This window comes from Mycobacterium sp. MAC_080597_8934, from assembly GCF_000523975.1.
GTDB classification, from domain to species: Bacteria; Actinomycetota; Actinomycetes; order Mycobacteriales; family Mycobacteriaceae; genus Mycobacterium; species Mycobacterium avium.
Genome location: NZ_JAOS01000001.1, coordinates 16,072 through 41,642 on the forward strand (window position 1 = coordinate 16,072; position 25,571 = coordinate 41,642).

Genomic DNA, 25,571 nt, shown 5'->3' on the forward strand with positions numbered 1-25,571 from the left:
CAGAAGGAATTTGATCGATGACCCAGCTTCTCCGCCGCTCGGAGCTCGCGGTGCCCGCCAGCAACGACAACATGTTCGACAAGGCCGCCGGATGCGGTGCCGACCTGGTGTTCCTCGACCTCGAGGACGCGGTGCCGCCGGCTTTCAAGGAGGAGTCGCGCGGCAAGGCGATCAGCGCGCTCAACGACCTGGATTGGGGGCGCACCGCGCGGGCGGTACGGATCAACGGCCTCGACACCCCGTGGTGCCACGACGACCTCATCGAGGTGGTGACCGCGGCCGGCCGCAACCTTGACACCGTCATCATCCCCAAGGCGCGCCGGGCCCGCGACGTCTGGTGGGTCGACGTCCTGCTCAGCCAGCTGGAGGCAAAGCTCAACCTGGGCAACAAGATCCGGCTCGAGGTGTTGATCGAGGAGGTCGAGGGGCTGGCCAACGCCGAAGAGATCGCGGTGGCCAGTCCGCGGTTGGACGCGCTGATCTTCGGCGTCGGCGACTTCTCGCTGTCCCAGGGGGCCCGGGTGGACACCAACTTCGTGCCGCTGGGCGAATATCCCGGCGATTTCTGGCAATACGCCCGCAACAAGGTGATCGTCGCCGCGCGGATCGCGGGCATCGACGCGATCGACGCGCCCTATCCCGACTACCGCGACCTGGCGGGATATGAGCGCGACGCCCGGCGGGCCGCACTGATGGGATACACCGGCAAATGGGCGATCCACCCCGACCAGGTACCTGTCGCCAACCAGGTTTATGCGCCCACCGCCGACGAAATCGCGCGCGCCGAAGCCAATCTCGCCGCCTACCGGGAGGCCGAGAGCAACGGCCGCGGCGCCGTCGGGGTCAACGGCGTGCTGGTGGACGCCGCGCACGTGAAGATGGCGCAGCAGACGCTGGCGCGCGCCGCCCTGATCAACGGCACCGGCGGATCGAACGACCGCTAGTCGATCACCATCAGGAGGTCGCCGCCCTCGACTTGAGCGGTCCGCGACACGGCGATTCGCGCCACCTTGCCCGACTTCGGGCTGGTGACCGCGGCTTCCATCTTCATCGCCTCGATCGTCGCGATGGTCTGGCCGGCCTCGACCTGCCGGCCGACCTCGGTGGCGACCGTCACCACCCCGGCGAACGGGGCGGCGATGTGGTCCGGGTTGGCGCGGTCGGCCTTCTCGGCGGCGGGCACGTCGATGGCGATGCTGCGGTCGCGCACCACCACCGGCCGCAGCTGCCCGTTGAGAATGCACATCACGGTGCGCATGCCGCGTTCGTCGGGATCGGAGATGGCCTCCAGGCCGATCAGCAACTCCACGCCGCGCTCGAGTTCGACGCGGTGTTCGTCGCCCTGCCGCAATCCGTAGAAGAACTGGTTGGCGCTCAGCCCCGAGGTGTCACCATACTGCTCGCGGTGCTCCTCGAGCTCCTTGGTCGGTCCCGGGAACAGCAGCCGGTTCAGCGCCGCCTGCCGTCGCGCACCCGGGGCGGCCAACGCCGCTTCGTCCTCGGCCGTCAGCGGCTGCTCCGGCTTGGCCGGCCCCCGGCCCTGTAAGGCCTTGGTGCGCAACGGCTCCGGCCAGCCGGCCGGCGGGTCGCCGAGCTCGCCGCGCAGAAAGCCGATCACCGAATCCGGGATGTCGTAGCGGGAGGGGTCTTCGGCGAAGTCCTGCGCGCCCACACCCGCACCCACCAGGGCCAGCGCCAGGTCGCCCACCACCTTGCTGGACGGGGTGACCTTGACCAGGTGTCCCAAAATCGCGTCGGCGCCGGCGTAGGCGTTTTCGATGTCCTCGAACCGGTCGCCGAGTCCCAGCGCAATCGCCTGCTGACGCAGATTCGACAATTGGCCGCCCGGGATCTCGTGGTGATACACCCGCCCGGTCGGCGCCGGAAGCCCGGATTCGAAGGGAGCGTATACCTTTCGCAGCGCCTCCCAGTACGGCTCCAGATCGCACACCGCCGGCAGGGACAACCCGGTGTCATACTCCGTGTTGGCCGCGGCGGCCACGATCGACGACAGTGCCGGCTGGCTGGTGGTTCCGGCGAGCGGCGCGGCGGCGCCGTCGACCGCATCGGCCCCGGCCTGCCAGGCCGCCACGTAGGTCGCCAGCTGTCCGCCCGGCGTGTCATGGGTGTGCACGTGCACCGGCAGGTCGAACCGCGACTTCAGCGCCGACACCAGCGTCGCGGCCGCCGGTGCGCGCAGCAGCCCGGCCATGTCCTTGATCGCCAGCACGTGCGCGCCCGCTTCGACGATCTGGTCGGCCAGCTTCAGGTAATAGTCCAGCGTGTACAGCTTTTCGGCCGGATCGGACAGGTCGCCGGTGTAGGACATCGCCACTTCGGCTATGGCGCTTCCGGTTTCGCGGACCGCGTCGATGGCCGGGCGCATCGAGTCGACGTTGTTCAACGCGTCGAAGATGCGGAAGATGTCGATGCCGGTCTCGGTCGCCTCCGCGACGAAGGCCGTCGTGACCGTCTCCGGATAGGGCGTGTACCCCACGGTGTTACGCCCGCGCAGCAGCATCTGAAGGCAGATGTTCGGCATCGCCTCGCGCAGCGCCGCCAGCCGCTCCCACGGGTCCTCCTTGAGAAACCGCAGCGCCACGTCGTAAGTCGCCCCGCCCCAACACTCCACCGACAACAGCTGCGGCATGGTCCGTGCGACGTAGGGCGCGACCTTGAGCAGCCCGCTGGTGCGGACCCGGGTCGCCAGCAGCGACTGGTGCGCGTCGCGGAACGTGGTGTCGGTGACGCCGACGCCGCCCGACTCGCGCAGCCAGGCCGCGAATCGCTCCGGCCCGAGTTCGGTCAACCGCTGCTTGGAGCCCGCCGGCGGGCTCGCCGCCAGGTCGATGTCGGGCAGCTTGTCATGCGGGTACACCGCCGACGGGCGCTCGCCGTGCGGCTTGTTGACGGTCACGTCGGCCAGGTAGTTGAGGATCTTGGTGCCGCGGTCGGCCGAACTGCGCGCGGTGAGCAACTGCGGCCGCTGTTCGATGAACGAGGTGGTGATGCGCCCGGCCTGAAAATCCGGGTCGCCCAGAACCGCCTGCAGGAACGGGATATTCGTCGAGACGCCGCGGATGCGGAATTCGGCGACCGCGCGCCGCGCCCGCCGCACCGCCGCGGGGAAGTCGCGTCCCCGGCAGGTCAGCTTGATCAGCATCGAATCGAAGTGCGCGCTGATCTCCGCACCCAGCGTGGTGCCGCCGTCCAGCCGGATGCCCGCGCCGCCCGGGGTGCGGTAGGCGGTGATACGGCCGGTGTCCGGGCGGAAACCGTTGGCGGGGTCCTCGGTGGTGATCCGGCACTGCAGGGCCGCACCGCGCGGGATGACCGAATCCTGGCTTAAGCCAATCTCTTCCAGCGTCTGGCCGGAGGCGATGCGCAGCTGCGCGGACACCAGGTCGACGTCGGTGATCTCCTCGGTCACCGTGTGCTCCACCTGGATGCGCGGGTTCATCTCGATGAACACGTGGTTGCCGCGTTCGTCGAGCAGGAACTCCACCGTGCCCGCGCAGGTGTAGCCGATGCTGCGTGCGAACGCCACCGCGTCGGCGCAGATACGTTCGCGCAGCACCGGATCCAGGTTGGGCGCCGGGGCGATCTCGATCACCTTCTGGTGCCGGCGCTGCACGCTGCAGTCCCGCTCGTAGAGGTGCATCACGTTGCCGTGCGTGTCGGCCAGGATCTGGACCTCGATGTGCCGCGGATTGATCACCGCCTGCTCGAGAAACACCGAGGCGTCCCCGAACGCGGACTCGGCCTCACGGCTGGCCGCCTCGATCGCCTCGGCCAGCGCCCCCGGATCGGTGACCCGGCGCATCCCCCGGCCGCCGCCGCCGGCGACCGCCTTGACGAACAGCGGGAACGTCATCGTCTCGGCGGCGCTCAGCAGCTCCTGCACCGAGGTCGACGGCGGCGAGGAGGCCAGCACCGGAAGACCCGCGGCCCGCGCCGCCGCGATGGCCCGCGACTTGTCGCCGGTGAGCTCGAGCACCTCGGCGCTGGGGCCGACGAACGTGATGCCGGCCGCCGCGCACGCCGCCGCCAGATCGGGGTTCTCCGAGAGGAAGCCGTAGCCGGGGTAGATCGCATCCGCGCCGCAGGCCAGCGCCGTGCCGACGATCTCGTCGACGGACAGGTAGGCGCGGACCGGGTGGCCCTCCTCACCGATCTGGTAGGACTCGTCGGCCTTCAACCGGTGCACCGAATTGCGGTCCTCATAGGGATACACCGCCACGGTGGCCATTTCCAGCTCGTAGGCCGCGCGGAACGCGCGGATCGCGATCTCCCCGCGGTTGGCGACCAGGACTTTCGCTAACACGGTTCTTACGATAGAGCGCGTTGCGGCGGTCCGACATACTCGCTGAGCGGACGGATCAACGCGTTGGAGGCGGTCTGCTCGATGATGTGTGCCGTCCACCCGGTGATCCTGCTCATCACGAAAATCGGCGTGAACGCCCCGATGTCGAAGCCCATCAGGTAGTAGGCCGGCCCGGTGGGGAAGTCGAGGTTGGGTTTGATGCCGTTGGCCCGCGCCATTCCCCTTTCCAGGATCTGGTAGATGTCCAGCCACTTCTGGCCGTCGCGCACCGCGGCGACGCGCTGCAGGGCTTGCTTCATGGTCGGCACCCGCGAGTCGCCGTTCTTGTAGACCCGATGCCCGAAACCCATCACCTTCTCCTTGCGAGAAAGCTTGCCCTGCAACCATTCCGCAGCCCGGTCGGGGGTCCCGATTTCGAGCATGTCGTGCATGACGGCTTCGTTGGCCCCGCCGTGCAGCGAACCCTTGAGCGCGCCGATGGCCGCGGTGACCGCGCTGTAGATATCGGACTGGGTGGAGGTGACCACGCGCGCCGCGAAGGTCGAGGCATTGAAACTGTGCTCGGCGTACAGGATCATGGACTGTTCGAACGCGTCGACGATCACCTGCTCGGGCACATCGCCGAAACACATGTGCAGAAAATTCTGCGCATAGCTCATGTGGCTGTGCGGGGCGATAGGTTCCAGACCGCGCCGGCGGCGCATGTCGGCCGCGACGATGGTGGGCAGCACCGCGAACATCCGCAGCGCCTTGGCGTGGTTGGCCGATGCGCTGTTGTCGTCCTCGTCGGGGTCCTCGGCGCCCATGGAGCTGATGAAGGTGCGCACCACGTCCATCGGGTGGCAGGTGTCGGGCAGCTTGTGCAGCAGCGACAGTTGGGATCGGTTGAGCCGGCGGGCGGCTCGTTCCCGCTGGCTGAACAGCGCCAGCTGCTGGTCGTCGGGAAGCTCGCCGTACCACAGCAGATACGCGACCTGTTCGAAGCTGCAGTGGGCCGCCAGGTCCTGCACGGCGTAGCCGCGGTAGGTCAGCGAGTTGGTCTCCGGGACCACCTTGGAGATGGCGGTGGTGTCGACGACGACACCGGCCAGGCCCTTGTGGATGCGGGGCTGGTTGTCTTCGAGGGTGCTCATGGCACGACTCCTTACCGGGGGAAGTTGTAGATGTCGGAATCGAAGTGGTTGTAGTCGGCGTAGCGCAGCAGCTGATAGAGCCGGCTGCGGTGCTGCATGCGGTCCAGCAGGCCGGATTGCATTCCGGTATCGGCGATTTCGCGCAGCCCGGCCTCGACGGCGTGCATGGCCAGCCGCAGCGTCGTCACCGGGTAGATCACCACGTTGTAGCCGATGTCGGCGAGCCGGTCGGCGCTGAGCAACGGCGACTTGCCGAACTCGGTCATGTTGGCCAGCAGCGGCGTGTCGAGCGCGGCGCGGAATCGCTCGAATTCCGTGGGGCTTTGCAGCGCCTCGGTGAAGATCAGGTCGGCGCCCGCGTCGGCGTAGGCCCGGGCCCGTTCGATCGCGGCGGGCAGGCCCTCGATCGCGGCGGCGTCGGTGCGGGCGCAGACGACGAAGTTCGGGTCCCTGCGGGCCGAGACGGCGGCGCGGAGCCGTCGCACCATCTCGTCGACCGGCACCACCGCCTTGCCGTCGAGATGTCCGCACCGTTTCGGGTTTACCTGGTCCTCCAGGTGGCAGCCGGCCAGCCCGGCGTCCTCGAGCATCGTCACCGTGCGGGCGGCGTTCAGCGGTTCGCCGAACCCGGTGTCGGCGTCGATCAGGGTGGGCAGCTCGGTGACCGCGGCGATCTGGGCGCCGCGGCCGCTGACCTCGGTCAGGGTGGTCAGGCCGATGTCGGGCAGGCCGAGGTCGGCCGAGAGCGCGGCGCCGGACACATACACCCCGTCGAATCCGAGTTCGGCGACCAGCTTGGCCACCAGCGGTGAGAAGGCGCCCGGAAAGCGTTGCAGCCGGCTACTTTCCAGTCCGGCGCGCAATTGCGCCCGCTTCTGTTCCGGGGAACGGGCGGCGCCGATCAGACCATGCATCAGAAGATCCCGCCCGGAATCGCCGGGGCGGTGGCCAGCACCGCCGGATCGACCACGATGTTGAGTTCACCCGCCGCGCCCGGCGGCAATGCGGGCAGGCCCTCGGCGACCGACAGGAACCGCTGCTGCTCGGCGTCGGTGACGACACCCTCGGCCAGTTCGTGGAATTTGCCGACGTACTGCGTGCGTTCGAAAGGCCGGGCCCCCAACGGGTGAGCGTCGGCGACGGCGAGCTCATCGACGATCACCTCACCGCTTGTGAGGGTGACCACGGCGCGGGCCCCGAACGCCTTGTCGTTCGGGTCCGTGGAGTGGTAGCGCCGGGTCCACTCGGGGTCCTCGACGGTCGAGATCTTGCGCCACAGCTCGACGGTGTCGGGCCGGTGTGCACGTTCGGGCGCGTAAGACCTTTCGTGGTGCCAGGTTCCGTCCTGCAGTGCGACCGCGAAGATGTACATCACCGAGTGGTCCAGCGTTTCCCGCGAGGCGTCCGGGTCGAATTTCTGCGGATCGCCCGCCCCGGTGCCGATCACGTAGTGGGTGTGATGGCTGGTGTGCAGCACGATCGTGGCGATCTGATTCAGATCGCCGATGCGCTCCCGCATCCGGCGGGCCAGATCGATCAGCGCCTGGCTCTGGTATTCGGCCGAGTGCTCCTTGGTGTAGCTGTCCAGGATGGCGCGCTTGGGCTCACCTGGCTCGGGCAGCGGGACCCGATAGGTGTGCTCGGGACCCGACAGCAGCCAGGCGATCACGCCGTCCTCGCCCTCCCAAATCGGTGCGGGCGCACCCTCTTTCCGCATGGCGCGGTCGACCGCCTCGATGGCGACCTTGCCGGCCCAGGCCGGCGCGTACGCCTTCCAGCTGGAGATCAAGCCCTTGCGCGACTGCCGGGTGGACGTCGTCAGGTGCAACGCCTGCCCGATCGCCTGATAGATGGTCTCGGGATCCAGCCGCAACATGGTGCCCAGGCCGGCGGCCACCGACGGGCCCAGATGCGCGACGTGGTCGATCTTGTGCTCGTGCAAGCAGATTCCCTTGGCCAGGTCGATCTGGATCTCGTAACCGGTGGCGATGCCGCGGATCAGATCGGCGCCGCCGACCCCCAGGTGCTGGGCGACGGCCACCAGGGCGGGAATGTTGTCGCCGGGATGCGAATACTCGGCGGCCAGAAACGTGTCGTGGAAATCCAATTCGCGCACCGCGACCCCGTTGGCCCAGGCCGCCCACTCCGGGGAGTAGTCGCCCCGGATCCCGAAAACCTTGGCGCCCTTGGCCGCCGCGGGATGCGCCTGGGCCTGAGCCCGTGCGACGGTCACCGGGCGCCGGAGCACCGAGGCGGCTGACACCGCCGCGTTGTCGATGACGCGGTTGATCACCATCGCCTCGGTCTCCGCCGGCACCGCGACCGGATCGGCCGCGACCTCGGCGATCTTCCACGCCAGGTGCTCGCTGCGGGGGAAGTCCTCGGCGCTGCGCCGGGTTCGAACGTCGTGGATGCGCATAAACCGCACCCTACGCACCCGGCTGAATACGGTAAATGCCCTGTAAAAGCGTAATTTTGCGTCCTTGCCCGACTGTGTTTGCGAACTTTGTGAAAGGCGCTGGGCGTAGGGTGGTGCGGGTGGCGAAGACGTTCGCCGGGGCGCGGCTGCGGCGATTGCGCGAGGAGCAGGGGCTGACCCAGGTGGCGCTGGCGCGCGCCCTCGGGCTGTCGACCAGTTACGTCAACCAGCTGGAAAACGACCAGCGCCCGATCACCGTCCCGGTGCTGCTCACCCTCACCGAGCGTTTCGATCTGCCCACCCAGTACTTCGCGCCGGACTCCGACGCCCGCCTGATCGCCGACCTGCGGGAGGTGCTCACCGAAACGCCCGCGACGCCCGGGCAGGTCGAGGAGTTGGTCGCGCGCATGCCGGCGATCGGCCAGACCCTGGTCAATCTGCACCGGCGGCTGCACGACACCACCGCCGATCTCGAAGCCCTGTACAGCCGCGCCAATCTAGACATCTCGGACACGCCGGGGCTACCGCATCAGCCGATGCCGTTCGAGGAGGTGCGGGACTTCTTCTACGACCGCAAGAACTACATCGGCGAACTGGACGTGGCCGCCGAGGAAATGTTCGACCACAACCGGTTGCGAATCGGCGGGCTCGACGACCAGCTCGCCCAGCTGCTCGGCGAGCAGCTGGGTGTGGCGGTGGTGGTCGACGACGGCCAGCTGCTGGCCCCGAACTCCAAGCGCCTGTTCGATCCCGAGTCGAAAACGGTGTACCTGGCCCGCTGGCTGCACCCCGGTCAGCGTGCCTTTCAATTGGCCACCCAGATCGCTCTGCTCACCCAGCCGGAATTGATCACCGCGATCATCGCCGGCGACGATCAGCTCAGCGACGATGCCCGCGGTGTGGCCCGCATCGGGCTGGCCAACTATTTCGCCGGCGCCCTGCTGTTGCCCTACCGCAGATTCCTCGACGCGGCCGAGCGCGTCCGTTACGACATCGACCAGCTGTCAAGGAGATTCGAGGTGGGCTTCGAAACCGTCTGCCATCGGCTGTCCACGCTGCAACGCCCGAACGCCCGCGGGGTGCCGTTCATCTTCGTGCGCACCGACAGCGCCGGCAACATCTCGAAACGCCAGTCCGCCACCGCTTTTCACTTCTCCCGGGTCGGCGGGAACTGCCCGTTGTGGGTGGTGCACCACGCGTTTTCCCGGCCCGGCCAGTTTTTGACCCAGGTCGCGCAGATGCCCGACGATCGGACCTATTTTTGGATCGCACGCACCACCAGCGGCGGGCCGAGCCGTTACCTCGGCCCGCACAAGAGCTTCGCCATCGGGCTGGGTTGCGACGTGGACCACGCGGACAAACTGATCTACTCCGTCGGCATCGATCTGCGCGACACCGAGTCGATCGTGCCGATCGGCGCCGGGTGCAAGATCTGCGATCGGCCGGCCTGCCCGCAACGCGCCTTCCCCTACCTCGGCCGCCCGGTCTCCGTCGACCCGCACCGCAGCACCGACCTGCCCTACCCGCCCGCGATCACGCCCTGAGCCCGGTCAGGTCGGGCCGCCCGCCCAGGCGCTGAACCGTGGCCCCGGCGGCCGCGGCCGCCCGCCGACCCGCCTCCCGCGGTGCGGCGCCCTCTCGCAGGGCGGCGACCAGCCCGGCGACGAACGCGTCACCGGCGCCGGTGGGATCCACCACTTCCACGTCGGCGAACTCGAAAAGCTCGCTGCCACCACGCCACGTCAGCAGGTCGCCCACGTCGGGAATCGCCAGCGCGACCAGCTCCGGGCCGCCGCTCAGCAGATGGTCGGCCAGATCGAAGGCCTGTTCCACCGTGGTGATTTCGGTGCCCGCGATGATCGACGCTTCGGTGGCATCGGCCCGCAGCACGTCCAGCGTCGCCAGCAGATCGGCCCGAACCTGCGGGGCGGGCACGCCGTCGGCCACCACCCGCAGTCCCCGCTGCCGCGCGCGTTGGGCGGCTTCCAAAGCGGTGGCGGCCGGCTGCTGCAGCTGAATGGAGACGGTGTCGGCGGTGTCGAACAGCGAGCTCGACCGGTCCAGGTCGGCGACCCGAACCAGCGAACTGTCCGGCACGTCCTCGAGCAGCATGCGTTCCGGCGGCGCGGCGACCACGTCGACCAGCAGCGCGGTGGTGCCGCGCCGCGCCACTTTGCTGACGTCGATGCCGTCGCGCTGCGCCTGCTGCAGGATCGACGTGCCGGCTTGGTCGTCGCCCACCACCCCGATCAGCGCCACCGGCACACCCAGTTGCGCCAGCCCGACGGCCTGGTTGGCGCCCTTGCCGCCGAGCAGCTCCTCGCGCCGCAGCACGGTGGCGGACTCGCCGGCCGTCGGCGGCCGGTCGGTGCGCAGCACCAGGTCGCGCCCGATCTGACCGATCACCACCACACCCATGACTACACAGTGCCCGCTTTCGGCGCGCCGAACACCTGCGGTCCCTTGACGGGACCGCCGCGGTGATGGTCCAGTGAGCCATGGATCGGATCGGGGACACGGCGTGCCCAGGCTAGCGATTCTCGACGACTACGCCGGGGTGGCGCTGCAGGTCGCCGACTGGTCGCGGGTGCAAAAGCGGTGCGACATCACCGTTTTCGACGAGCACCTGTCCGAGCGGCAGGCGGTGGACGCGCTGCGGCCGTTCGAGGTGGTGTGCACCATGCGCGAGCGGATGGCCTTCCCGCGCAGCCTGATCGAGCGGCTGCCCCACCTGCGGCTGCTCACCATCGTCGGCCGGCAGCTGCCCAACCTGGACATGGCCGCGGCCACCGAGCACGGGATCGCGGTGGCCCGATCCGAGTTCGCCCACCCCCGGTTCGCCGCCCTGCGCGACGCGACGCCGGAACTGGCCTGGGGGCTGATGATCGCGACGGTGCGTCACCTGGCCGACGAGCACCGGCAGATGCGGGCCGGGGGCTGGCAGCGCACGGCGGGAATGACGTTGTCCGGCAAGACGCTCGGGCTGCTGGGTCTGGGCCGAGTGGGCAGCCGGATGGCCGGATTCGCCGCCGCGTTCGGCATGGAAGTCATTGCGTGGAGCCAGAATCTGACCGACGACGCCGCCGCCGCGGTGGGGGCCCGGCGGGTGTCGAAGGCCGCCCTGTTCGAGTCCGCCGACGTGGTCTCCGTCCACCTGGTGCTCTCCGAGCGCACCCGCGGCCTGGTCGGCGAACCCGAGCTGGCGCTGATGAAACCGTCGGCGTATCTGATCAACACCGCCCGGGGCCCGATCGTCGACGAGCCCGCCCTGATCGCCGCGCTGACCGCCGGGCGCATCGCCGGTGCCGGGCTGGACGTGTACGACGTCGAGCCGCTGCCCGGTGATCACCCGTTGCGGTCCCTGCCGAACGTGACCCTGTCACCCCACCTGGGATACGTCACCCGTGAGATGCTCGGCGCGTTCTACGCCGACACCGTGGAATCCGTGCTGGCCTGGCTGGACGGCACTCCGATCCGGATCGCCAATCCCGAAGTGCTGCAACGAGATTGAGCGCGCTCATTTCCGCCTCCAGTGCGGACTTTTGACGGCCTTGAGCGCTTCGGCGACGTAGCGGTCCAGCGGCCACCGTCGCCCGGACTGGAGCACCCACTGCTGAAAGCCGAAATCCGCGGCGGCGAAGGCCAGTTGGACCAGCAGGCCAGGGCGGATGTCGGTGTGGGGGTCGACCCGCATCCGGTCGGCGATGAGCTTGGTGGCGCGTTCCTTGTCGGCGGGCCGGTGCACGGTCACCTTGTCCAGCAGGCCGGGGGCCACCAGCAGGGCCTGACGCCACTCCTCGGTGTCGGCCGGCTCGAACGAGCGGGTGCGGGTGATGATGGCGTTGATCAGCGCGACGTCGGGTGATTCGCCGGCCGGGCGGCCCTCGAGGAGATGGACGATCGCGGCGCCGCCGTAGCGCACCGGCGCGAGCAGAAGTTCCTCCTTCGCCGGCACGTGCCGGAAGAAGGTACGCGGGGAAACGCCTGCGGCCGTGGCGATTTCCTCGGTTGTCACCGCGTCGTACCCGCGCTCGACGAACAACCGGAACGCCGCGCGCCGGATGTCGGCGCGGATCTGTGCGCGCTGTCGGTCGCGCAGCGATTCCGGTGTCATCGGAAGCAGCCGATCCCGCCGTCGACGTGGATGGTCTGCCCGGTGATGAAGGTGGCGTCGGTGCTGAGCAGGAAGGCCACCAGCGCACCCACGTCGGTGCGCACGTCGCCGATCCGCTTCATCGGCACCCGTCCGACCGCCTTCGCATAGTCGTTGGGCGCGAACTGCTTCCACAGCTTCACGCCGTCGGACTCGGCGAACGGGCAGACGACGTTGACGCGGATGTTGTCGCGTCCCCACTCCAGCGCCGCCACCTTGGACAGGCCCCGGATGCCTTCCTTGGCGGCGGCATACCCGCCCCATCTGGGTTCGCCGCCGGTGCCCGTCCCCGAGCCGAGATTGACGATCGCCCCGCCGCCCTCCTTCACCAGCAGCGGGTGCACCGCCTGCATGAGCAGGAAGGTGGCGCGGGGGCCGACCTCATAGCCCAGCGCGAGGTCGTCGGTGGTGATGTCAACGAATGCCTTGGGCTCGTTGGTGGCGATGGCGTTGTTGACCAGCCCGTGCACCGAGCCGAACGCGTCGACGGCGGCCGCCGCGATGCGCAAGGCGCTGTCGGGGTCGCGCAGATCGGTGACGAGCCGTTCCACCCGCCCCAATGCGCGGAGTTCGGCGGCCGTCGCCTCCAGGGTTTCTTGTTGAATGTCGACCAACACCACCGCCGCGCCGCGTTCCAGCAGCGCGGCGGCGATGCCCTTGCCGACGCCCTGCGCGGCGCCGGTGACGATCGCGACCTGCCCGCGCATCGAATCCGGGTGGCTGTAGCTCATGCGACCGGCCCCAGCCGCAGTCGCACGCCGCGATGCATCTCGTAGGTGCTGCGCGCCCCGCCCGGTAGTTCGATGAACTCGACCGGTGTTCCGTCCGGATCCTTGACGAAAAACATGCGCACCCCGCCGATCTCGAAGGGCTCCTGGTCGGGTTGGTAGCCGGCCGAGACGATGCGCCGATGGGCGTCGTCGAGGACGGGGCTCATGACGTGGCGAGGCCGGGGGCCGGCCGGCCCGCAAACAGTGGCAGATCCAGATAGGTCTTGATGCCCGGCGCGGCGGCGCAGACGTCGGGAATGGCGTTGACGCAGTGGTTGGCGGTGACCACCACGCCGGGGTTCTTCACCAGGCCCTCCGCGATCGTCTCCGGTTGCAGGCCCTTGAACGTCAGGCTCACGTCGGGGTCGCCGGTGATCTCCACCTCGAAGCGCTCGCCGCGCCCACCGAAATCCCAGGCGGGGTCCAGGTTTTGCTCACCCATCAACCAGTTGACCGCCGCGGTGATCACCGGCTCGCCGTCCACCAGCGCCTGCCAGCGGAACCGGCGCGCCGCCACCGTGCCGGCGGTGATCGGGAAGGGGTCGTAGTCGATGTCGGCGGTCGCCACGGCGACGTCCTGGATGGTCCTGATGTTGGGGTCGATGCGAAACCCCATGTGGTCGGCGGTCATTCGCACCGACTGTTTGAATCCGCCGTCGAGCAGCCCTGCCATCGGCCCCCCGGTGGCCTCCTCGGGGGTGCCGCCGAAGCCCATGATGTGGCGCACCACGTCGGGTGCGTTGTAGGTGCGGATGTCGGAGAACTCCTCGGCACGAACGTGCGTGACCGCCGACGACAGCGATGACACCATGAGCGGGAATCGCTCCGTGATACCGCCGGGGTGGATCCCCGAACCATGCAGTGTCACACCGCTTTCCAGCGCGGCGTCGGCGACGGCCCGGTGCCGCGGGTTGCCCGGATCGGGATAGACCCAGCCGACCGGTGTGACGACATTCTTGCCGGACCGCAGGATCGCGATGACCTCGTCGTCGTTGGGTATCAGCGGGCTGTACACGACGCAATCGGCGTCCAGCGCCAGCACCTCGTCGACGCTGGTGCTAGCGGTGACACCGAGGTCCTGGGTGCCGATGATCCGCCCGACGTCGACACCGTTCTTCTCCGCGCTGTGCACCCAGCATCCCGCCAGTTCCAGCCGCGGATGATTCAGGACGCACTGGATCGCCGCCTTACCCACACCGCCGGTGGCCCACTGGATGACGCGAAGCTTGGACGGGCTACTCATCGTTGACCTCCCGGACGGTTTTTCACATCGACCTTTACACACTGATAAACAAGATGGCAGGCTATGACTCGCTGACAGTGACTGTCAATCATCGCCGGTTACGGGAAGGGTGCTGCGATGGGCGTCCTCGAGGGCAAGGTCGCGATCGTCACCGGGACCAGCCGGGGCGTGGGGGTGGGCATCGCCCACGAACTGCTGCGGGCCGGCGCCACCGTCGTCGGCTGCGCGCGCTCGCCGCTGGACACCATCCCCGGCATCGAACCGGACTGGGCCGAGCGGGCCTTTCAACGGGTCTGCGATCAGGGCGACTACCGCGGCATCGACGCGTTCGTCACCGACGTCGTGGCCACCCACGGCCGCATCGACATCCTGGTGAACAACGCCGGCGGCACCGTTCCCGCGCCGCACGCCGAAACCATTCCCGAACTGGTGCAACGCATTCAGGGTTCGCCCGCCGCCGACGACGACTATGCGCGCACCGCCCTGTTCCATGCGTTCGCGGTGCAGATGAACCTGATCGGCCCGCTGTGGTTCGCGATCCGCGCCTACCGGCAGATGCAAACCCAGGACGGGGTGGGCTGCATCATCAACATCTCCAGCGGCGCGGGACACCCGGCCGGAGCGCCGACGCTGGTGTCCTACGGCGCGGCCAAAAGCGGCCTGAATCACCTGACCCGATCGCTGGCGCAGGAGTGGGGGCCGAAGGTGCGGGTCAACTGCGTGGCGTTGGGGCCGACGATGACCGAGAACTTCCGGTCGTTCGTGCTGCCCAAGGACGATCCCACCGGGGAGAAGTATTTCGCCGCCGTGCCGTTGCGCCGCGCCGGCGAACCCGCCGAGGTGGGCCGCATCTGCGTGTTCCTGGCCGGCGGGCAGGCCGACTTCGTCAACGGCACCACCATCGAGTGCGACGGCGGCATGCTGCCCGGCGTGCTCTACGACGCCGGCCTGAAGACCATCACCGACCTGTTGTAAACAGCGACTTCCCCGCCCGCATGGCGTCTAATGGGTGGATGGAACTGATCATGCCCACCGACGCGGTCTTCCTGCTGGGAGAGTCTCGCGAACATCCGATGCACGTCGGCGGGTTGCAGTTGTACCAGCCGCCGGAGGGCGCCGGTCGAAACTTCGTCCGGGACTTCTACAAACAACTGGTGGCACAACCGGATTTCCAGCCCACGTTCCGCAAACACCCGGCGAAGTTCGTCGGCGGGATCGCCAACCTGGGCTGGTCCTACGACGCGGACGTCGACGTCGACTACCACGTCCGGCGCTCGGCGCTGCCGTCGCCGCGCCGGGTGCGCGAATTGCTCGAGTTGACCTCGCGGTGGCACAGCAGCCTGCTGGACCGGCATCGCCCGCTGTGGGAGACACACATCGTCGAAGGCCTCAAGGACGGCCGGTTCGCCATCTACACCAAGGTGCACCACGCCCTGATCGACGGCGTGTCCGCGCAGAAGCTGATGCAGCGCGCCCTGTCGAGCGACCCCGACGACCTCGAGATCCGCGCGCCCTGGACGCTGCCCAAACGCAGCCGCAAGGCCGGCCCCAGCTCCCGGTTGAGTTCCCTGGTGCATGCCGCGGGATCCGTTGCTGCCCTTGCCCCTTCGACGGTGTCGCTGGCCCGCGCGGCGCTGGTCGAGCAGCAGCTGACGTTACCGTTCGGGGCGCCGCGCACCATGCTGAACGTCAAGATCGGGGGCGCCCGGCGCTGCGCCGCGCAGTCGTGGCCGCTGGAGCGGATCAAAAACGTCAAGAACGCCGCGGGCGTCACCGTCAACGACGTGGTGCTGGCGATGTGTTCGGGCGCGCTGCGTTACTACCTGCTCGAGCAGAACGCGCTGCCCGACACGCCGCTGATCGCGATGGTCCCCGTCAGCCTGCGCACCGAGGAGGAGGCCGACGCGGGCGGCAACCTGGTGGGGGCGATTCTGTGCAACCTCGCGACCGACAGCGACGACCCGGCGCAGCGTCTGCTCACCATCAGCGAGTCGATGCGCAGCAACAAGAAGGTGTTCTCGCAGCTGCCCCGCTTCCAGGCGCTGGCGCTGTCCGCGGCCAACCTGTCGTCGCTGGCCCTGGCCGCGGTGCCGGGCTGGGTGTCGGCGACCTCGCCGCCGTTCAACATCGTCATCTCGAATGTGCCAGGGCCCACCGCGCCGCTGTATTACGGGGGCGCCCGGCTGGACGGGAACTACCCGCTGTCCATCGTGCTGGACGGACAGGCGCTCAACATCACGCTGGCCAGCAACGCGGGCAACCTGGACTTCGGCCTGGTCGGTTGCCGCCGCAGCGTCCCGCACCTGCAGCGCCTGCTCATGCACCTGGAGTCCTCGCTCAAGGACCTGGAACGCGCTGTCGGAGAATAGGATTCGATGCCCAAGCTCAGCGCCGGTGTGCTGCTGTACCGAACCGGTGACGGCGTCGTCGAGGTGCTGATCGCGCATCCGGGCGGCCCGTTCTGGGCGCGCAAGGACGACGGCGCGTGGTCCATCCCGAAGGGGGAGTACGACGAGGGGGAGGATCCGTGGCCGGCCGCGCGGCGCGAGTTCGCCGAGGAGCTGGGACTGGCCGTGCCGCCGGGAGAGCGGATCGATCTCGGCACGCTGAAGCAGTCCGGCGGCAAGCTGGTGACCGTCTTCGCCGTGCACGGCGACCTCGACGTCACCGAGGCACGCAGCAACACATTCGCGCTGGAATGGCCCAAGGGCTCGGGCACGCTGCGCGAGTTCCCCGAGGTCGACCGGGTCGGCTGGTTCCCGGTGGCCGCCGCACGCACCAAACTCTTGAAGAGCCAGCACGGATTTCTCGACCGGTTGATGGCACAGCCGGCCGTGGCCGGACTATCCGAAGGGACCTGACATGCACACGCTGCGAACACCCGACGACAGGTTCCACACCGTCCCCGATTTCCCTTATCCGCCAAGGTATTGCGAGGTTTCCGACGACGACGGCGGTACGCTGCGGGTGGCCTGGGTCGAAGACGGCCCGGCGGGCGCCGACCCGGTCCTGATGCTGCACGGCGAGCCGTCGTGGTCCTACCTGTACCGCAAGATGATTCCGGTGCTCGCCGGCGCCGGTCATCGCGTCGTCTGCCCCGACCTGGTCGGGTTCGGCCGTTCGGACAAGCCGACCCGCCGCGAGGACCACAGCTATGCGCGGCACGTCGAATGGATGCGCGCGGTGGCCTTCGACGTGCTGGACCTGCACAACGTGACCCTGGTGGGTCAGGACTGGGGCGGGCTGATCGGATTGCGGCTCGCCGCAGAGCATCCCGAGCGGTTCGCCCGGCTGGTCGTCGCCAACACCGGCCTGCCGAACGGCGACCAACCGATGGCCGACGTCTGGTGGCGGTTCCGGGAGGCCATCACCTCGGCGCCGCAGCTGAACATCGGCGCGTTCGTGCAGGGCGGTTGCCGCCGGCGGCTCAGCGACGCCGAACGCGCCGGCTACGACGCCCCGTTTCCCTCCGACGAGTACTGCGCCGGCCCGCGCGCCATGCCCACCCTGGTGCCCACCTCCCCGGAGGATCCCGCCGCGGCGGCCAACAAGGCGGCGTGGGCCAAGCTCGCGGTGAGCCCGACGCCCATGCTGGTCGCGTTCAGCGATAGTGACCCCATCACCGGGCCGATGGCGGCCATCTTCCAGCGTGAGATGCGCGGCGCGCAGGGCATCGATCATCCCTTGATCCGCGGCGCCGGACATTTCCTGCAGGAGGACGCCGGCGCCGAGCTGGCCGGCCACATCGTGGAGTTCCTGCGCCGCTGATCCGGCCGCGCCCGCAGCGGCGGGCACAATGTCAGGATGACGACCGCGCCGACCGAGTCCGCCGAATCGCAAGGGCTGCTGCTGCAGCTGTTGGACCCCGCCAACCGGGCGGACCCGTACCGGCTTTACGCCCAATTCCGTGAGCGCGGAGCGTTGCAGCTGCCCGAGGCCAACCTGGCCGTCTTCCTGAGTTACCGGGACTGCGACGAGGTGCTGCGGCACCCGTCGTCGAGCAGCGACAACGTCAACTCGACCGTCGCCAAGCGGCAGGCCGCGGCGGGCACGGCGCCGGTCAGGCAGGGCCCGCCGGGTTTCTTGTTTCTCGATCCGCCCGATCACACTCGGCTGCGCAGGCTGGTCAGCAAGGCGTTCGCGCCCCGGGTGGTCGCCGCGCTGGAACCCGATATCCGTTCGCTGGTCGACGGATTGCTCGATCGTGCCGCCGACAAGGGCGAGTTGGAAATCGTCGAGGACTTCGCCTATCCGCTGCCGGTGGCGGTGATCTGCCGGCTGCTCGGCGTGCCGCTCGACGACGAGCCGCAGTTCAGCCGGGCGTCGGCGCTGCTGGCCCAGGCGCTGGATCCGTTCTCGACGATCACCGGGGTGCCGGCCGAGGTCGCCAGCGAGCGGCAACAGGCCGGGACCTGGCTGCGCGACTACTTCCACCAGCTCATCGAGGCGCGCCGGTCACGCCCGGGCGACGACCTGCTGTCGGGGCTGATCGCCGTCGAGGAGTCCGGGGATCAGCTCACCGAGGAGGAGATCGTCTCCACCTGCAACCTGCTGCTGATCGCCGGGCACGAGACGACGGTGAACCTGATCGGCAACGCCGTCCTGGCGATGTTGCGCGACCCCGGTCAGTGGGCCGCGCTGGGCGCCGACCCGGGCCGGGCCCCGGCGATCGTGGAGGAGACGCTGCGCTACGACCCGCCCGTGCAGCTGGCCGGGCGAATCGCTTTGGACGACATGGTGATTGGCGGTGTGGAGGTGCCGGCGGGCGATGTCATGATGCTGCTGCTCGCCGCGGCCAACCGTGACCCCGCCGAGTTCGATCGACCCGACACCTTCGATCCAGATCGTAAGAGTCTGCGGCACTTGGGGTTCGGTCGCGGAGTGCACTACTGCCTGGGCGCGCCGCTGGCGCGGCTGGAAGCCGGTGTGGCGCTGTCGGCGGTGACGGCCCGCTTCCCGCGGGCACGGCTGGACGGCGAACCGCAGTACAAGACCAACGTGACGCTGCGCGGCCTGTCACGGCTGGTGGTCGCGGTCTAGTTTCGTCGCCGTCTCGCCTCGCTGCCTCGCTGCCTCGCGGCCTCGCGTCGAGCGTGGGGGCTATGCACGATTCGGGCCACGGTTTCATCCATATCCCCCACGTTCGGCGAACGGAATCGCCCTCTGCCGGCGATGCCTCGGGGCGCTAGCTTCGTTCCCAGGGCGGGCTCTCGCCCATCTTCTGGTAGTACTTGGCCAGGTGGCTCTTGATCCGATCGATGTCGGACTTGGGCACGTCGATGCCGCCGCGCGCGCCGTCCATGATCGCGCCGGCCGCCATCACCCCGCGGGGCACGGCCTTGAGCTCGCCGCCGATCACGTCGGCGATCAACAGCTTGTACGCCGTGAAATTGTCCTTCTTGTCGGCGTCGTACCAGACGTGGGCGTCGCGGTACTTCTCGTTCGGCTCGTCTTGCGCGCCCGCCCATTTGCGGACGCGCTTCTCGGCGGCGTCGCCGTCCCACTCGCGGTCGCGATCGGCCAACGGCAAGTCCTGGAAGGCTGTCACAGACATGCGGTTCGCGTGCCCGCTGCGGCGAGGGGCTAAACACCCGTTTCGAGTTGGGATCGGTAGCCGCGGCGTAGCGTTGTGCTGGCGTCATGAACACCACCCACCACCGGAAGCCGATCGTTGCCGGGGTGCTGCTCGCCGGCGGCATCGCGGCGGCAGGCCTGGGGATCGCCTCGGCCGCCGCGCAACCCAGCGCGCCGCATCTCATCGGCCCATTGCCGACCGACAATTTCACGGTCCCGCACGACTGGTGCCCGGGACAGCCGTTGCCGATGCCCGATGTCCGCTGGGACATGAACGTCTGCCACCACTGGTACTGGGTTCCCGTCGGCGGCATGGGCAACGTCGGCCAATTCGTCTGGGAGGGGGACGCTCCCCGGCAGCCGCTCGGCGGGCCGCCGTGCTACGGAGCCCCAATCTGCTTGCCGGGCTTGTGATCTGCGCGGCTCGCGCCGAGGCCCGGCACGATGTCGCCCAGGCGAAACGTCACCGGCTGCTCGAGCTGTTCGTAGGTGCAGGAGCGTGGGTCGCGGTCCGGCCGCCATCGATTGAACTGCGCGGTATGACGGAATCGCCGGCCCTCCATGTGGTCGTAGCGGACCTCGACCACCCGCTCGGGCCGCAGCGGGACGAACGAGAGGTCCTTGCCGGCGTTCCAGCGCGAGAACTCGTTCTTGCGGGGCGTGCGCTCGCCGGCCTGGTGCGCGGCCCAGCTCCACGGGTGGTCCTCGAAATCGGTGACCAGCGGCTGTAATTCGGTGAACAGCCGCCGCCGCTCGGCCATCGGGAAGGCGCCGATCACGCCGACCGACGCGAGCTGGCCGTCATCCTGATACAGCCCCAGCAACAACGAGCCGATCGCGTCCGCCCCGGACTTGTGCACCCGATAACCGGCCACCACACAGTCGGCCGTCCGCTCGTGTTTGATCTTGAACATCACCCGCTTGTCCGGCTGATAGGTGATGTCCAACGGCTTGGCGACCACACCGTCGAGCCCGGCGCCCTCGAATTCGTCGAACCACCGCAGCGCGGTGTCCAGATCGGTGGTCGCCGGCGTGACATGGATCGAGGGCCCCGGACCGCCCACCGCCTCCAGTAGCGCCGCGCGCCGCTCGCGGAACGGCCGGCCGGTGTAATCCTCGTCGCCCAGCGCCAGCAGGTCGAAGGCGATGAACGACGCCGGCGTGGCCTCGGCCAGCATCCGCACCCGCGACTCGGCCGGATGGATGCGTTGTTGCAGCGCCTCGAAGTCCAGGCCGTGGTCGGTGGCGATGACGATCTCCCCGTCGATCACGCAACGCTGCGGCAGCTCCGCCCGCACCGCCGCCACCAACTCAGGGAAGTAGCGCGTCATCGGCCGCTCGTTGCGGCTGCCCAACTCGACCTCGTCGCCGTCGCGGAAACAGATCGACCGGAAGCCGTCCCACTTGGGCTCATACGACGCGGCCGGGGGAATCGCGCCGACCGACTTCGCCAGCATCGGCGACACCGGCGGCATGACAGGAAGGTCCATAGCCCGATTGTGCTGGAATCGGAGGTATGGCTGCTGCAGAAGAGGTCGACGTCGACGGCATCGCGGTCCGTCTGACCAATCCGGACAAGGTGTATTTCCCCAAGCTGGGGTCGAACGGCACCAAGCGGCACCTGATCGACTACTACCGCGCCGTCGCGGGCGGCCCGATGCTCGACGCGCTGCGCGACCGGCCCACCCACCTGCAGCGTTTCCCGGACGGCATCGACGGCGAAGAGATCTACCAGAAGCGGATTCCGCAGCACCATCCCGACTACCTGCAGACCTGCCGGGTGACGTTTCCGTCGGGACGGACCGCCGACGCGCTCAAGGTCACCCACCCGGCGGCCATCGTGTGGGCGGCACAGATGGGCACCGTCACCCTGCACCCGTGGCAGGTGCGCTGCCCGGACACCGACCATCCCGACGAGCTCCGCATCGATCTGGACCCGCAGCCCGGTGTCGCCTTTGCCCAGGCGCGCAGCGTCGCGGTCGACGTGCTGCGGCCGCTGCTCGACGAGCTGGGGCTGGTGGGCTACCCGAAGACGTCCGGCGGCCGGGGCATCCACGTCTTCCTGCGCATCGCCACGGACTGGGATTTCGTCGAGGTGCGCCGGGCGGGCATCGCGCTGGCCCGGGAGGTGGAGCGGCGCGCGCCCGACGCCGTCACCACCTCCTGGTGGAAGGAAGAACGCGGCGCGCGCATCTTCATCGACTTCAACCAGAACGCCCGCGACCGCACCATGGCATCGGCCTATTCGGTGCGGCGCACCCCGATCGCGACGGTGTCGATGCCACTGACCTGGGACCAGCTGGCCGGCGCCGACCCCGATGACTACACCATGGCCACGGTGCCCGATCTGGTCAGCGTCCGCGAAAACCCTTGGGCCGCAATCGATGACGTGGCCCATTCGATCGGTCCGCTGCTGCGGATGGCCGAGGCCGACGAGGAGCGCGGGCTCGGCGACATGCCCTACCCGCCGAACTACCCGAAAATGCCCGGCGAACCCAAACGTATTCAGCCCAGCCGGGATACGGAGCACAAGAAGAAGAATTGACCCCGCGCCGCGACGCTCAACCGATGCAGGTGAAGGGCGTGCAATCGATGGTGACCGGCGTGGTGCAGGCCGAGGTTGTGATGGCGGTGGCGGCAAGAACAATGCCGAGAACGAGTTTGTACTTCAAACGAGACATCACCACTCCGTTCGTCGAGAAGGAATGCTTCGCCCGAGAACGCTTATCATACGTGAGTTGAATACGGAATACCTAGGGATTCGCGGAAATAGCAACGCATTACGTCACCTGATTGATCTCGCAATGCCTTCCGGAACGACACAATGGGCGATAGCATGGAGCGCACGCGAATGGACCTACATTTCTGACAATGCAGGGCGATGCACAGTGTGTTCGGGGGAACCGAAATACGGCTTGGCCGTTGGCCGCTCGGTTGTTTCCCGCGATGTTCGCGTTACTGATGCTGGTGATCGCGGGGACCGGCTCCGCCGCCGCGCAGCCGTCGCCTTTGACGGCACGGCCATTCGGCGACCGGCTGGTGGGCTGGGATACCTACCGCCGGCTGGACCTGTTGCCGTATTTGAGTGCGGATACGCAGAGCCTGCAGCTGTCGAGCTTTGACCGCAGTGGCGGTGATTTCGACATCTCCACCGGCAACAAGAACGGCACCGGCGGCTGCCTGGCGCCCGGCGGTGCCGGCTGCGTCATCGCCGAGGATCACGGTGCGGGAGAGGTTGATTCGATCTGGCTGACCCGTGACGGCGGCAATCTCCGGGCGATCGGGAACATCCGCGTCGAGCTGGATGGGCAGACCGTGCTGGACACGCCGGTGCAATCGTTGGTCGACGGACAGCTGGGCGCCCCGTTCGTGTGGCCGTTGGTGGCCAACGCCGGTGAGTCGCCGGGAGGCGACTACATCAAGGTGCCGATGCCTTACCGGCGGTCGATGCGAATCAGTGTCGAATCCCATTTGGAGTACTACCATGTCGATTATCGACAGTTTCCGACCGCCGAGGGAGTGAGTACGTTCTCACCCGCCGACCCCGCGGTCGATGTGCTGGACAGGTTTCGCGCCGCCGGCACCGTAGACCCCAAACCGGCCGCACCCGGCGAGGTGCACAGCAACCGGGTGATCGAGTTGCCCGGTGGCGCCGAGCAGACGATCGCCGAATCGACTGGCCCGGCCAGCATCTCGGCACTGCGGCTGTACCTGCCTGCCCCGGCCGATCAATCGCTGACCGGGTTGCGGCTGCGGATCGAGTTCGACGGCCGCACCACGGTCGACTCCCCGCTGGGCGAGTTCTTCGGCGCGGGGCTCGGCCCCACCCCGGTGCGATCGCTGATGTTCGCCGCCTTCCCGCAACCCGACGGAGCGATGGCGCTGTGGTGTTGGTGGCCAATGCCTTTCGCGCGCTCGGCGCGGGTGAGCCTGGCCAACACCGGCGCCGGCCCGGTCTCCGGGATAGCCGCGGAGGTGACGACGACTCCCGACGCCCAGTGGGCGGGCGCGCTGGCGAGCGGCCGGGCCGGCTACTTCACCGCGCGCTCCCACGCCGGCCCGACGATCCTCGGGCAGGACTGGCCGTTCGCCGACGAACAGGGCCGCGGCAAGTTCGTCGGCGTCAGCCAGACCATTCGTGGCCAACGGACCCGAACGGCGTTCAGCGACAACGCCCCCTACTTCCTGGAAGGGGCCGAGCGGGTCTACACCGACGGCGCCGCCTCCCCGCAGTGGTACGGCACCGGAACCGAGGACCTCTACGAGGGCGGCTGGTACTTCAAGGACGGCACGCATTTCAGCGATCCGCTCAACGGCCAACCCGACCAACGCACGGCCACCGCCGGGTGCGCCGACTACTGCGTCGCCGTGTACCGGATCATGCCGGCCGAGGCGATCGGCTATCACTCGGCGCTCCGATTCGGCATCGAGCACGGCAAACGCAATATGGTCGAACCGGATTACAGCTCAACCGCATTCCTCTACACCCAGCCGGACGCCGGGCTGACCGGCACCGACGACGTCAACCCGACCGATCCGCTCAGCCGGGCCATGCACGGCTACACCGACACCGACGCGATCGACCAGCTGCTGGTCAGCGAGTACGAGGGCACCGAAGACACCCACCCGGTCGCCGGCACCGTGCGCAGCGCCCAGGGGGCGATCACCTTCCATGTGCAGGTCGATCCGGACAACCACGGCGTCCTGCTGCGCCGCAGCGGCGACCAGGTCAACGGGTTCCAATCGGCCGACGTCGCGATCGACGGCGCCCCCGTCGGCAACTGGTTGCAGCCGCGCGCCAACCCTTTTCACCGCTGGCTGGACGACACCTATGCGGTCCCGGGATCGGTCACCGCGGGCAAGGCGGAACTGACGGTCACGCTGACGCCCACCGCCGGCTCACCGCCCTGGACGGCCAGCCGCTACCACGTCGACGCGCTCGTCGGGCCGTCCGGCTAGCGGGCGGCGCGCCAGCACACCGATGAACGCGCCCGCCAGCCCGCCGATCGGCGCCATCGACGCCGCCCCGGCCAGCAGCAGATAGCCGAACGTGGCACCGACGCACAGCAACGCCAGGTGGACGGGCGTCCAGCTGGCCGTGGACCGCAGCCGGAACGACAGGCCGATGCCGAGCAGCAGCGCCACCACGTGGCCGACGGCGGTGAAGTCCGCACCCACCGTCGCCACCACCGCCGTGCCCAACCACCAACCGGCCCACGCGCCGCGCCAGCGCACCGGCAGCGCCGCGGTGATGGCGCCGAGCACGCACATCGCGCCGTAGCTGATCCCCACGTCGCTGGCGCGGGCCACCGAGGCCGGGAGCATGCCGGACTCGATGGCAGCGACCAGCCCGACCGCCACGATCATCGTGGCGCCGATGTGGCCGACGGCGAAGGTGACCAGCAGCCCCTTGCCGCGCCACAGCAGCTCGCCCAGCGCCAACAAGCAGACCAGGCCGGGCAGCCAGAAGAACAGCTCACCGCCGTCGTCGACGAACGCGCTGCCGATCAAGGTGCCCAGCTGGCCCCGCCCGAGGTTGTGCACATTGGTGCTCATCCGGCTGACGGCGACCTGGCGGGCGTGCGGCCCCAGCGCCGCCAGGACCAGATAGACCACCAGCAGCGCGGCGGCGTACGCGGCGGTGACCCGCACCGAACCCGGGCCGGGCAGCGTGGACCGGCGCGGCAGCGCACCCCGCGGCGCGGCGCCGCCGGTGAACTCGACGACCGTCATGCCTGTTACGGTGCCGGTCCGGGCCGGCCGGTGCCTCGTTCTTAACGAAGCCTTCACACCGATGCCGCAAATCTTCACAGATCGGTGCCCGCCCGCGGCGTCTTGACGGACTCGACGCGATGCTGCTAGACATGGCCTGCGGCACAAATTTGGGCGATCGCCCAACATCCGATCGGTGGAGGTTGGCATGGGCCGGCTGGACGGCAAGGTCAATAAGGACAT

Annotated in this window: 24 protein-coding genes; 12 read left to right on the forward strand and 12 right to left on the reverse strand. The window is 68.8% G+C overall.

The window, feature by feature from the left end:
• Positions 1-17 precede the first annotated feature (17 nt).
• A complete protein-coding gene (locus tag NF20_RS00070) occupies positions 18-944 on the forward strand; it encodes an HpcH/HpaI aldolase/citrate lyase family protein (RefSeq protein ID WP_033711716.1) in 927 nt (308 codons plus the stop codon).
• On the opposite strand, the gene NF20_RS00075 is transcribed toward NF20_RS00070, so the two are convergent.
• The 4 genes from NF20_RS00075 to prpD are packed head-to-tail and all read right to left on the reverse strand — an operon-like array spanning position 941 to position 7,876.
• Positions 941-4,324, reverse strand: coding sequence for a pyruvate carboxylase (locus NF20_RS00075; protein WP_033717184.1), 3,384 nt, complete (start codon positions 4,322-4,324; stop codon positions 941-943). The two genes, NF20_RS00070 and NF20_RS00075, sit on opposite strands and share 4 nt — an antisense overlap.
• Before the next feature lie 5 nt (positions 4,325-4,329).
• On the reverse strand, positions 4,330-5,457 hold the full coding sequence (locus NF20_RS00080; protein WP_011723497.1) for a bifunctional 2-methylcitrate synthase/citrate synthase: 1,128 nt from the start codon (positions 5,455-5,457) through the stop codon (positions 4,330-4,332).
• 11 nt (positions 5,458-5,468) lie between these two features.
• Positions 5,469-6,371, reverse strand: coding sequence for a methylisocitrate lyase (prpB, locus tag NF20_RS00085; protein ID WP_033711718.1), 903 nt, complete (start codon positions 6,369-6,371; stop codon positions 5,469-5,471).
• A complete protein-coding gene (prpD, locus tag NF20_RS00090; protein WP_033711719.1) occupies positions 6,371-7,876 on the reverse strand; it encodes a 2-methylcitrate dehydratase PrpD in 1,506 nt (501 codons plus the stop codon). Before prpD ends, prpB begins: the two co-directional genes overlap by 1 nt.
• A 110-nt stretch (positions 7,877-7,986) precedes the next feature.
• Between prpD and NF20_RS00095 the strand changes: the two genes are divergently transcribed.
• Positions 7,987-9,420, forward strand: coding sequence for a short-chain fatty acyl-CoA regulator family protein (locus tag NF20_RS00095; RefSeq protein WP_019732399.1), 1,434 nt, complete (start codon positions 7,987-7,989; stop codon positions 9,418-9,420).
• Here the strand turns inward: NF20_RS00095 and NF20_RS00100 are convergent.
• The gene (locus tag NF20_RS00100; protein ID WP_033711720.1) at positions 9,410-10,294 is read right to left on the reverse strand and encodes a ribokinase; all 885 of its coding nucleotides are present in this window, start codon (positions 10,292-10,294) and stop codon (positions 9,410-9,412) included. The two genes, NF20_RS00095 and NF20_RS00100, sit on opposite strands and share 11 nt — an antisense overlap.
• 103 nt (positions 10,295-10,397) lie before the next feature.
• Between NF20_RS00100 and NF20_RS00105 the strand changes: the two genes are divergently transcribed.
• Positions 10,398-11,387: a D-2-hydroxyacid dehydrogenase family protein gene (locus NF20_RS00105; RefSeq protein ID WP_023900415.1), complete on the forward strand. Its 990-nt coding sequence runs from the start codon at positions 10,398-10,400 to the stop codon at positions 11,385-11,387.
• Positions 11,388-11,393: 6 nt separating this feature from the next.
• Here NF20_RS00105 and NF20_RS00110 read toward each other — a convergent pair whose 3' ends face one another.
• Genes NF20_RS00110 through NF20_RS00125 form a run of 4 tightly spaced genes read right to left on the reverse strand, consistent with a single transcriptional unit; the run spans position 11,394 to position 14,042 of the window.
• Positions 11,394-11,990 carry a TetR/AcrR family transcriptional regulator gene (locus tag NF20_RS00110; protein ID WP_003874408.1) on the reverse strand — a complete coding sequence of 199 codons (597 nt, stop codon included), beginning with the start codon at positions 11,988-11,990 and terminating at the stop codon, positions 11,394-11,396.
• Complete coding sequence (locus tag NF20_RS00115) at positions 11,987-12,760, reverse strand: SDR family NAD(P)-dependent oxidoreductase (protein ID WP_019733023.1); 774 nt, start codon at positions 12,758-12,760, stop codon at positions 11,987-11,989. The genes NF20_RS00110 and NF20_RS00115 overlap by 4 nt, the downstream gene beginning before the upstream one ends.
• Complete coding sequence (locus NF20_RS00120; protein ID WP_009974573.1) at positions 12,757-12,966, reverse strand: VOC family protein; 210 nt, start codon at positions 12,964-12,966, stop codon at positions 12,757-12,759. Before NF20_RS00120 ends, NF20_RS00115 begins: the two co-directional genes overlap by 4 nt.
• Positions 12,963-14,042 (reverse strand): dihydrodipicolinate reductase, encoded by a 1,080-nt coding sequence (locus NF20_RS00125; protein ID WP_033717185.1) that lies wholly within the window; start codon positions 14,040-14,042, stop codon positions 12,963-12,965. The genes NF20_RS00120 and NF20_RS00125 overlap by 4 nt, the downstream gene beginning before the upstream one ends.
• Before the next feature lie 117 nt (positions 14,043-14,159).
• On the opposite strand from NF20_RS00125, the gene NF20_RS00130 reads away from it, so the two are divergent.
• Genes NF20_RS00130 through NF20_RS00150 form a run of 5 tightly spaced genes read left to right on the forward strand, consistent with a single transcriptional unit; the run spans position 14,160 to position 19,082 of the window.
• The gene (locus tag NF20_RS00130; RefSeq protein WP_033711725.1) at positions 14,160-15,017 is read left to right on the forward strand and encodes an SDR family oxidoreductase; all 858 of its coding nucleotides are present in this window, start codon (positions 14,160-14,162) and stop codon (positions 15,015-15,017) included.
• Between the two features lie 38 nt (positions 15,018-15,055).
• Positions 15,056-16,411 carry a WS/DGAT/MGAT family O-acyltransferase gene (locus NF20_RS00135; RefSeq protein WP_003877024.1) on the forward strand — a complete coding sequence of 452 codons (1,356 nt, stop codon included), beginning with the start codon at positions 15,056-15,058 and terminating at the stop codon, positions 16,409-16,411.
• 6 nt (positions 16,412-16,417) lie between these two features.
• Positions 16,418-16,903: an NUDIX domain-containing protein gene (locus NF20_RS00140; protein ID WP_019733021.1), complete on the forward strand. Its 486-nt coding sequence runs from the start codon at positions 16,418-16,420 to the stop codon at positions 16,901-16,903.
• Position 16,904: 1 nt separating this feature from the next.
• On the forward strand, positions 16,905-17,810 hold the full coding sequence (locus NF20_RS00145; protein ID WP_019733020.1) for a haloalkane dehalogenase: 906 nt from the start codon (positions 16,905-16,907) through the stop codon (positions 17,808-17,810).
• A gap of 36 nt (positions 17,811-17,846) precedes the next feature.
• Entirely contained in the window at positions 17,847-19,082 is a 1,236-nt protein-coding gene (locus tag NF20_RS00150) for a cytochrome P450 (RefSeq protein ID WP_033711726.1), read from the forward strand.
• 145 nt (positions 19,083-19,227) lie between these two features.
• On the opposite strand, the gene NF20_RS00155 is transcribed toward NF20_RS00150, so the two are convergent.
• Positions 19,228-19,596, reverse strand: a complete 369-nt coding sequence (locus tag NF20_RS00155) for a hypothetical protein (protein WP_003874419.1) — start codon at positions 19,594-19,596, stop codon at positions 19,228-19,230.
• An 86-nt stretch (positions 19,597-19,682) separates the two neighbouring features.
• On the opposite strand from NF20_RS00155, the gene NF20_RS00160 reads away from it, so the two are divergent.
• Entirely contained in the window at positions 19,683-20,030 is a 348-nt protein-coding gene (locus NF20_RS00160; RefSeq protein ID WP_023861964.1) for a hypothetical protein, read from the forward strand.
• On the opposite strand, the gene NF20_RS00165 is transcribed toward NF20_RS00160, so the two are convergent.
• Positions 19,997-21,106 (reverse strand): ATP-dependent DNA ligase, encoded by a 1,110-nt coding sequence (locus tag NF20_RS00165; protein WP_023861963.1) that lies wholly within the window; start codon positions 21,104-21,106, stop codon positions 19,997-19,999. The two genes, NF20_RS00160 and NF20_RS00165, sit on opposite strands and share 34 nt — an antisense overlap.
• 26 nt (positions 21,107-21,132) lie before the next feature.
• On the opposite strand from NF20_RS00165, the gene ligD reads away from it, so the two are divergent.
• From ligD to NF20_RS00175, 3 genes are all read left to right on the forward strand, one after another.
• Positions 21,133-22,161 (forward strand): non-homologous end-joining DNA ligase, encoded by a 1,029-nt coding sequence (ligD, locus tag NF20_RS00170; RefSeq protein WP_033711727.1) that lies wholly within the window; start codon positions 21,133-21,135, stop codon positions 22,159-22,161.
• Positions 22,162-22,184: 23 nt separating this feature from the next.
• Positions 22,185-22,358, forward strand: coding sequence for a hypothetical protein (locus NF20_RS27520; RefSeq protein WP_019733738.1), 174 nt, complete (start codon positions 22,185-22,187; stop codon positions 22,356-22,358).
• Positions 22,359-22,562: 204 nt separating this feature from the next.
• Positions 22,563-24,575, forward strand: coding sequence for a glycoside hydrolase family 172 protein (locus NF20_RS00175; protein WP_033711728.1), 2,013 nt, complete (start codon positions 22,563-22,565; stop codon positions 24,573-24,575).
• Here NF20_RS00175 and NF20_RS00180 read toward each other — a convergent pair.
• On the reverse strand, positions 24,516-25,571 hold the full coding sequence (locus tag NF20_RS00180) for a rhomboid-like protein (protein ID WP_033711729.1): 1,056 nt from the start codon (positions 25,569-25,571) through the stop codon (positions 24,516-24,518). The two genes, NF20_RS00175 and NF20_RS00180, sit on opposite strands and share 60 nt — an antisense overlap.

Bases quoted from the DNA above. Each gene is read 5' to 3' on its own strand.
- NF20_RS00070 (WP_033711716.1), top strand. From the start codon at position 18: ATGACCCAGCTTCTCCGCCGCTCGGAGCTCGCGGTGCCCGCCAGCAAC.
- NF20_RS00080 (WP_011723497.1), bottom strand. From the start codon at position 5,457: ATGAGCACCCTCGAAGACAACCAGCCCCGCATCCACAAGGGCCTGGCC.
- prpB (WP_033711718.1), bottom strand. From the start codon at position 6,371: ATGCATGGTCTGATCGGCGCCGCCCGTTCCCCGGAACAGAAGCGGGCG.
- prpD (WP_033711719.1), bottom strand. From the start codon at position 7,876: ATGCGCATCCACGACGTTCGAACCCGGCGCAGCGCCGAGGACTTCCCC.
- NF20_RS00100 (WP_033711720.1), bottom strand. From the start codon at position 10,294: ATGGGTGTGGTGGTGATCGGTCAGATCGGGCGCGACCTGGTGCTGCGC.
- NF20_RS00110 (WP_003874408.1), bottom strand. From the start codon at position 11,990: ATGACACCGGAATCGCTGCGCGACCGACAGCGCGCACAGATCCGCGCC.
- NF20_RS00115 (WP_019733023.1), bottom strand. From the start codon at position 12,760: ATGAGCTACAGCCACCCGGATTCGATGCGCGGGCAGGTCGCGATCGTC.
- NF20_RS00120 (WP_009974573.1), bottom strand. From the start codon at position 12,966: ATGAGCCCCGTCCTCGACGACGCCCATCGGCGCATCGTCTCGGCCGGC.
- NF20_RS00125 (WP_033717185.1), bottom strand. From the start codon at position 14,042: ATGAGTAGCCCGTCCAAGCTTCGCGTCATCCAGTGGGCCACCGGCGGT.
- NF20_RS00130 (WP_033711725.1), top strand. From the start codon at position 14,160: ATGGGCGTCCTCGAGGGCAAGGTCGCGATCGTCACCGGGACCAGCCGG.
- NF20_RS00135 (WP_003877024.1), top strand. From the start codon at position 15,056: ATGGAACTGATCATGCCCACCGACGCGGTCTTCCTGCTGGGAGAGTCT.
- NF20_RS00140 (WP_019733021.1), top strand. From the start codon at position 16,418: ATGCCCAAGCTCAGCGCCGGTGTGCTGCTGTACCGAACCGGTGACGGC.
- NF20_RS00145 (WP_019733020.1), top strand. From the start codon at position 16,905: ATGCACACGCTGCGAACACCCGACGACAGGTTCCACACCGTCCCCGAT.
- NF20_RS00150 (WP_033711726.1), top strand. From the start codon at position 17,847: ATGACGACCGCGCCGACCGAGTCCGCCGAATCGCAAGGGCTGCTGCTG.
- NF20_RS00155 (WP_003874419.1), bottom strand. From the start codon at position 19,596: ATGTCTGTGACAGCCTTCCAGGACTTGCCGTTGGCCGATCGCGACCGC.
- NF20_RS00160 (WP_023861964.1), top strand. From the start codon at position 19,683: ATGAACACCACCCACCACCGGAAGCCGATCGTTGCCGGGGTGCTGCTC.
- NF20_RS00165 (WP_023861963.1), bottom strand. From the start codon at position 21,106: ATGGACCTTCCTGTCATGCCGCCGGTGTCGCCGATGCTGGCGAAGTCG.
- ligD (WP_033711727.1), top strand. From the start codon at position 21,133: ATGGCTGCTGCAGAAGAGGTCGACGTCGACGGCATCGCGGTCCGTCTG.
- NF20_RS27520 (WP_019733738.1), top strand. From the start codon at position 22,185: ATGCAGGTGAAGGGCGTGCAATCGATGGTGACCGGCGTGGTGCAGGCC.
- NF20_RS00175 (WP_033711728.1), top strand. From the start codon at position 22,563: ATGTTCGCGTTACTGATGCTGGTGATCGCGGGGACCGGCTCCGCCGCC.
- NF20_RS00180 (WP_033711729.1), bottom strand. From the start codon at position 25,571: ATGTCCTTATTGACCTTGCCGTCCAGCCGGCCCATGCCAACCTCCACC.